At 44.5% G+C, this 6154-nt stretch carries 8 protein-coding genes; 2 read left to right on the forward strand and 6 right to left on the reverse strand.

Annotated elements, in window-relative coordinates; genetic code table 11:
• On the forward strand, window positions 1-276 hold a 276-nt coding region (locus AACU59_RS02580; RefSeq protein WP_161437739.1), incomplete at its 5' end, for an IS3 family transposase.
• Between the two features lie 13 nt (window positions 277-289).
• On the opposite strand, the gene AACU59_RS02585 is transcribed toward AACU59_RS02580, so the two are convergent.
• Window positions 290-469, reverse strand: coding sequence for an Arm DNA-binding domain-containing protein (locus AACU59_RS02585; protein ID WP_094144687.1), 180 nt, complete (start codon window positions 467-469; stop codon window positions 290-292).
• Between the two features lie 483 nt (window positions 470-952).
• On the opposite strand from AACU59_RS02585, the gene AACU59_RS02590 reads away from it, so the two are divergent.
• Entirely contained in the window at window positions 953-2293 is a 1341-nt protein-coding gene (locus AACU59_RS02590; RefSeq protein ID WP_094144688.1) for a hypothetical protein, read from the forward strand.
• Window positions 2294-2307: 14 nt separating this feature from the next.
• On the opposite strand, the gene AACU59_RS02595 is transcribed toward AACU59_RS02590, so the two are convergent.
• The 5 genes from AACU59_RS02595 to AACU59_RS02615 all read right to left on the reverse strand — a co-directional run.
• Window positions 2308-3846 (reverse strand): replication endonuclease, encoded by a 1539-nt coding sequence (locus AACU59_RS02595; protein WP_094144689.1) that lies wholly within the window; start codon window positions 3844-3846, stop codon window positions 2308-2310.
• Window positions 3830-4093 carry a hypothetical protein gene (locus tag AACU59_RS02600; RefSeq protein WP_094144690.1) on the reverse strand — a complete coding sequence of 88 codons (264 nt, stop codon included), beginning with the start codon at window positions 4091-4093 and terminating at the stop codon, window positions 3830-3832. The genes AACU59_RS02595 and AACU59_RS02600 overlap by 17 nt, the downstream gene beginning before the upstream one ends.
• A complete protein-coding gene (locus AACU59_RS02605) occupies window positions 4086-4328 on the reverse strand; it encodes a helix-turn-helix transcriptional regulator (protein WP_094144691.1) in 243 nt (80 codons plus the stop codon). The genes AACU59_RS02600 and AACU59_RS02605 overlap by 8 nt, the downstream gene beginning before the upstream one ends.
• A gap of 87 nt (window positions 4329-4415) precedes the next feature.
• Window positions 4416-5312: a hypothetical protein gene (locus tag AACU59_RS02610; protein ID WP_094144692.1), complete on the reverse strand. Its 897-nt coding sequence runs from the start codon at window positions 5310-5312 to the stop codon at window positions 4416-4418.
• 566 nt (window positions 5313-5878) lie between these two features.
• On the reverse strand, window positions 5879-6154 hold a 276-nt coding region (locus tag AACU59_RS02615; protein ID WP_161437739.1), incomplete at its 5' end, for an IS3 family transposase.

Here is a 6154-nt window from a genome sequence, read left to right on the forward strand (position 1 = left end):
AGTCAGTACTGCTCAAAAGATTATCGAGATCTCATAACTGCTTATAATCTAAAACAAAGTATGAGTAGGAAAGGAAATTGCTGGGACAATGCTTGTGTTGAGAGCTTCTTCCATTCTATGAAAGTTGAAGCAATCCAAAATGAGCCGATTATGACGAGAGACCAGATGCGCCAAACGATCTTCGAGTACATAGAGGTTGATTATAATCGGACGAGAAGGCACAGTGCTCTTGGGTATCTAAGCCCAGTTAACTTTGAACAGCAAAATGTCGCTTAATGAAGTGTCCAGTCTAGCTGGAGCAGATCAATTTTTCTTTCTGTTGCTGGTAGTAGCGAAACACGAACTGCTTTTTCCCACTAGTGAAAATTTTTACTCCCAAACGCCCTGTACCTCGTTGACCTGACTGATCCCAGAGATAATAGGAATTTTTACGACTGGTCGCGGATTGAATTTTAGTAACAGTTAACATTCTGATTTTCTCTTGTCTTTTTTGGCGAAGTTAACTTTCTAGGTCAATAGGCATAACCTAAAAGCAGCCAAAAATGATATTGACAAACTTCCTGCCTAAGCAAAGCTAGGTCAGGTAATGGGTCAGACAAGAGAAAAGTGACATGAAAATCAATGCAAAGTAATGCAACAAAGACAAACAGGTAAATATTTGAATTTACTAGAAATTATCAAGCATTGCATACTCATAAAAATGAACCTGGTAGGACTCATAATCGATTGGTCCCCAGTTCAAGTCTGGGAGGGTCCACCATATACAGTAAGGCCTGAGGGGTTAGTAACCACTCAGGCCTTTCGCGTTTTTTAGCTCTGTGTAGCAGATTTTTGCTATAACAGACGTCCTTGATAGCAAATTCACCCGTCACCTTGACCGCTTATCTTGAACTAGACATTGCTGTATGAAAAACTGCTCATAGGTAAAATACAGAACATCTAAGGAAGAGAAGTGCTCGAACTACTAAATCCATATCTTACGTTCCTATATGGCGCTGCTTATAACCTTCTCCAAACCCTTGATGCGATGGGTCTAGCATCAACAAACTTTCTACAATACGCCGATGACGGAAGTATAGTAGGTAGCTATTGGTCTCCTGCTGAAGCAAACCTCGTAGTTTTTGTACTCCTATCAATTTATTTTCTCTTCTTAGTGCTGATGCTTCTCTTGGCGGGATATGCTTTAGGTCGCTTAAAAGGAGTATGGATAGCAATAGGTGTGATCGCCCTCCCTGGTCTAATGAATGTGTGGGGGCTGTGGCCAGACATTAACTACACACCAGAAAGCTACAACATAATGGGGACAGGCTCATTGGGTGACATCAAGGGATACCTAGCTCTCGCTATGCTTGCTTGTCTCAGTGGGTGGTCGATTTTTGTAGTGCTAAATGACATTTTTTGCTTGGGTGAAAAATTTAAAGGCTTATTTGATCATGCTTGGTATGCGGCGGCATTAGTAGCTGGTGTCATTTTCATCTACGACACTGGAGCAAACTCAGACTCAGCTCAACTCAATCAGGAAAGGCAAGTGTCCAAAGAGTTAAGTGGTTTCTTTCTCACACAGCTAAAAGCGTATGATCAATACTGCAAATCAAATAGCCTTGAGCACCTAGAGTCATGTAAATGGTCAGTAAGAATTCAAAACACACTCTACGACTATATCGGGTTCGCTACCCCAAGTTTGTTTGCCAGCTTCGGGCCAAACAGTACAGAGGAACTGTACAGAGTGAAACACCTTCCAAACCCACGTGAGATCAAGCAGCAAATTAGAATAGAGATTCAGCAATACAACGACCTCCTTTGCCCATATACAGAGAAGGGAGGAGTAACTACCTACTCACCACTATCCGCCAAATGTATTGTCACTCCGTCAATCTACTGCAACGCTTTCCCTGAGAATAGCAGCACTCCAATAAAAGGGGTTTTGATTAGGCCAGTGGCATTAGCTTCTGAATGTTTGATACCAACTCTAGTGCAGTCAAGAGATATACAGGAAAAACTCAGCAACAAACTCGCAGCCGTATCTAGCTCAAAGCACTACAGATGGATGTACCTTCTAGCATTCGCCGTTTTCATTGGCGCAAAGATTGCCAATACGACAACAAAAGTAGTCGAAATGGATAAAAGAGAAAGTAAAGAAAAGCAGAGAGTTACAAAGATATTTATGTTGGGTGTAGTAAACACCTTTAAATCCATCGTCTCAGCTACCTTGCTATTACTTCGGTTCACCAAATACCTTTTTGGTTTGTTGATCAAACTCCAAAAATACAGTTATTCACAGAACTCCAAGTAAAAGCACATTTGCCACTAGGACAAATGCCACTCGTTGACGCGGGTAATGATGGTTTTCCCGCCTGCTGAGATGCCTTTGAGTACCTTTAAAAGCTCCTCGTCGCTGTACATGAAGCTTTTTACCTCTCCCGTCGCGTAATCCACGCTGAGTTCGTAATGTGGCGCGATAGCTTGTTCTGTGCGCTTACAGAACACACCGCCCATTAATGCCGTGTAGGATTTCCAACAGCCGTTATCCGCCGCTTCGTGAATCTCTGTGACTAACTTGCTTTCGCCCATCATTTCTTTCAGGCGGCGCAGTTCGCGCCATACCGTGACCGAGCAACCGCCGAGTTGCTGAAACTGGCGGATGCTCCAACAGGCCGCCCACGCTTCTACTCTTGCCGCTGCGCATTTAGGGTCTTCACCGTAAACACCTGCCTCTAGGTTTTCGCCGTCGATGTTCTTTGAAATGTATTTAGCGATGTAACCCGTTGCTGAACCCTTGTTAGGGTCAATCTTCACTTCGGTGAAACCGTGTCGATCTGCGCCTGCTTCGTCGCCATCTTCGCGTAAATTGTATTCACGCATGGTGTCTATCAACACGTCATAGTGCCTTGGCTCTACAAACAACAATAAATGCCAATGCGGTGTACCGTCGTGTTGAGGCTCTACGACGCGAAAACCATAGAAACGCACCTCTTCACGTTGTAGTTTGGCGCGAATGAGCTTCCAAATGTCGTTTAGGTAGGCTTGCGCTTCGGCTGGCGTGTAACCGCCCCACTTTGGGTTTTCGTCGCCCGTTGTAGCGTAACTGCGGTGATACTTTGACGGGCAAGTAAGCGTTAAAAATGTCGCAGAATGGCCGAGTTCGTTGGCAAGATCTTCAAAGCCACGCGCACGAACCATCAATTCCATTTTGCGGATTTTTGGATCAGAGACGCCCTTTTGTGAAAGCTCCAACAGGCTAAAGCTTTGGCCTAGTTGGTTAGTGGCTATCGTGTTCTCAAGGTAACGGGCTTGGTGAAACTTTTGAGCGGCTCTGGCATCAAGCGTTTCATCTGAACAGTAAATCGCTTTCACACGGCTGACTTGGTTCAAATGTCGCATCACGGTTTCAATGTTCTTGCGCAGCGCCTTTCGAAGTTTACGCAGCCACCATGATTTATCAGAAAGCCTTCTTAGCCTCCCCTCTAACGTGTATTTGTTTTCATCTGGCGGCTCAAAGCCAAAGCTCAGACAAAGCGCGTGAAGGGCACTAATCGTTTCGTCTTCTGCACCATACAAAGTACGACGAATAGATAACGCCGCATCAACCAGCGCTTCCGCTTCTTCGCGCAGTTCATCTTCTGAAATATTGAGGTTGAGCTTTTCAGGGGAAACAGTCAGCTTCGAAACAAGGCTATCAACGGTTTCACGCAAGTAAGTATTGCGGGTGAAAGCGTCTGAAATAGCGATATAGCGTTTAAAGAGAATGCGTTGCGCTTTCGGTGGCAAACGGCAAAGCCGTTCTTCCACGAACGGCCTGTCGAATCTATCCAGTGTTTCGTATTCTTCATCAGTGATTGGAGACATCAAGCGCCCTCCCTTCCTGAGTCAGTTCAAACACGTAACGCTTAACCCCATAGGGATAAATCGTTTGGTAGGTGATCAGCCCTTCACGGAACAGCTTGAAAACCGTTCTGTGGTTCAGCTTGATGTTGAATCCACGTGAACCGATAAAAGACGTTTGAGTAACACGGTAATCAGCACACTGCTCAAACCAATGACCGTTTTGCATGGCTTTGATGATGCTTGTTAGGTATGGATTTAGCTTAAGCATGCAAACCCCCATCACAAATGAGTTGGGTGTACTTGCGTTGGTTATCGAGCCATTGGTCGAGATCTTCTTTTAGGTAACGGACTGCGCGACCGATTTTGATAAATGGCGGCGCTTCGGTGCGATTCTGGCGGTGGCCTTCCATGCGTGACTGACGCAGGAATGAACGGCTCATGCCGATATAGGCGGAAGTTTCTTGCTCTGTGTATGCCCGTTTGTGGGTGTTGTTTGATTGCATTTGGGTATCTCCTGATGTGTGTTAGGAGATACCGTAAGTGTCCCGATCGCGTCGGGAAGATAATCGGGAAGATGGTCGGGAAGGTTTTTAACTTTTCGCTTTTCTTACCTCTGAAAGCAGGTTTTGAAAGGTTTTATATTTGGTAATTCGCACTGTGTCTTGCTGACCAAACCATTCGATTTCATCATTGTTCATATTGCTAATAAGGCTATCCACATCAATCTGTTTGGCATCGGTTTGATGATCCCGTTTGATTGCATTCCAAATGGTTCGTGCATTGGCTTCAACATTGCCAATAATCACCTTGTTGATCATGATTTTGAGGGGATGAATTTCAATATCGTTGGTATTCACAATAGGTGGGCTTTGGAGCGCATTTTGATTGGTATCTAGACCAAATACTTTGTGAACCGATACCAAATCAAAGCGAAGCTGATGTGCATGCAAATATATGCTTTGTGACGCAATAACTTGCCTTTTTGTGCCTCCAATCGCTTGAAACAGATTGCTAAGGGCTTCCCTACTCTCTTGGGCACTGCGCTTTCGTTTTGGTAAGAGGGTTCTTTCTAATGTTCCTCTCCAATCGTCTATCTGTTCAATCGACACATAAGCGCTGACGGCGCATTCTGGTTTGGTAAAGTTTTTGACATGATCAAACCGTTCAGTGCTGATATTTGGATAAACCGACTCAACCGAACGCCAGTTTTCAATCTTATCTGGCTCTAGAACCACAACATGAGACACAGTTGCCTTTCCATCGCTAAGTAACTTCTTTGCCACATCAACACCTAGCCGAGCGACGCCCTTGTAATCAAACACATTGGCGAGCGTTTTCGCTTCGTGAAAGTAACCAAGGCTTTTACCTTCAATCAATGCGCACAAAGTCAACTTGTCGTTGTCGATGGCGTCTAACAACTGGCCTTTGGTTAACGGCGTCACATCGGATATTTCGTCTAATCTGAAAAATCGCCTGTTGTCTTTCATATGCTCCCAAGCCTTATCATCGGTTATCGTTCGGCTTCGAAGCCGACATAACACAATGCCTCATAACGTTATGTTCCTAAACGTATAACCTAACGACAAGCGATCTGGCTCGTATTCTCGTAACGTTACATAACGAGAAACCGCATTTAGTGAACCAACGGGCAAGGTTCGTTACATAACGTTATGTAGAGGCGATAGTCGGGGATTTGGGATAGGGAAGTGTCGCCGAAAGGAATAGTCTTTAGGCTAGAGAAGCCGAACGCACAAGCCTTTAGGCTTACCCGTTTCGGTTAGAAACCTAGTGTTTATGCGGCTTCGTCGGTTAAGAAGCCGAACGTGTGGTTTTGACCAAAAGAGGTAACCTAAAGGTTTATCTAATCGAAGTTGGTCGGTTAATAATTCAGCTTCCGAACCGAATTTACATCCAGTTAGATTAAGGCAAGTTGATATCGACGCAACACAGAGATAAGCGATATGGCTCGTATTCTATGCATGTCATGCAATGTCAGTGTCCAAAGGTAGTCGAAATGTCATAGTGATCTGCTCCAGCTAGACTGGACACTTCATTAAGCGACATTTTGCTGTTCAAAGTTAACTGGGCTTAGATACCCAAGAGCACTGTGCCTTCTCGTCCGATTATAATCAACCTCTATGTACTCGAAGATCGTTTGGCGCATCTGGTCTCTCGTCATAATCGGCTCATTTTGGATTGCTTCAACTTTCATAGAATGGAAGAAGCTCTCAACACAAGCATTGTCCCAGCAATTTCCTTTCCTACTCATACTTTGTTTTAGATTATAAGCAGTTATGAGATCTCGATAATCTTTTGAGCAGTACTGACT

The sequence above is a fragment of the Vibrio sp. V23_P3S9T160 genome (assembly GCF_963886625.1).
Classification (GTDB): Bacteria; Pseudomonadota; Gammaproteobacteria; order Enterobacterales; family Vibrionaceae; genus Vibrio; species Vibrio anguillarum.

Coding starts and splice junctions, on each gene's coding strand:
- AACU59_RS02585 (WP_094144687.1), bottom strand. CDS start 469: ATGTTAACTGTTACTAAAATTCAATCCGCGACCAGTCGTAAAAATTCC.
- AACU59_RS02595 (WP_094144689.1), bottom strand. CDS start 3,846: ATGTCTCCAATCACTGATGAAGAATACGAAACACTGGATAGATTCGAC.
- AACU59_RS02600 (WP_094144690.1), bottom strand. CDS start 4,093: ATGCTTAAGCTAAATCCATACCTAACAAGCATCATCAAAGCCATGCAA.
- AACU59_RS02605 (WP_094144691.1), bottom strand. CDS start 4,328: ATGCAATCAAACAACACCCACAAACGGGCATACACAGAGCAAGAAACT.
- AACU59_RS02610 (WP_094144692.1), bottom strand. CDS start 5,312: ATGAAAGACAACAGGCGATTTTTCAGATTAGACGAAATATCCGATGTG.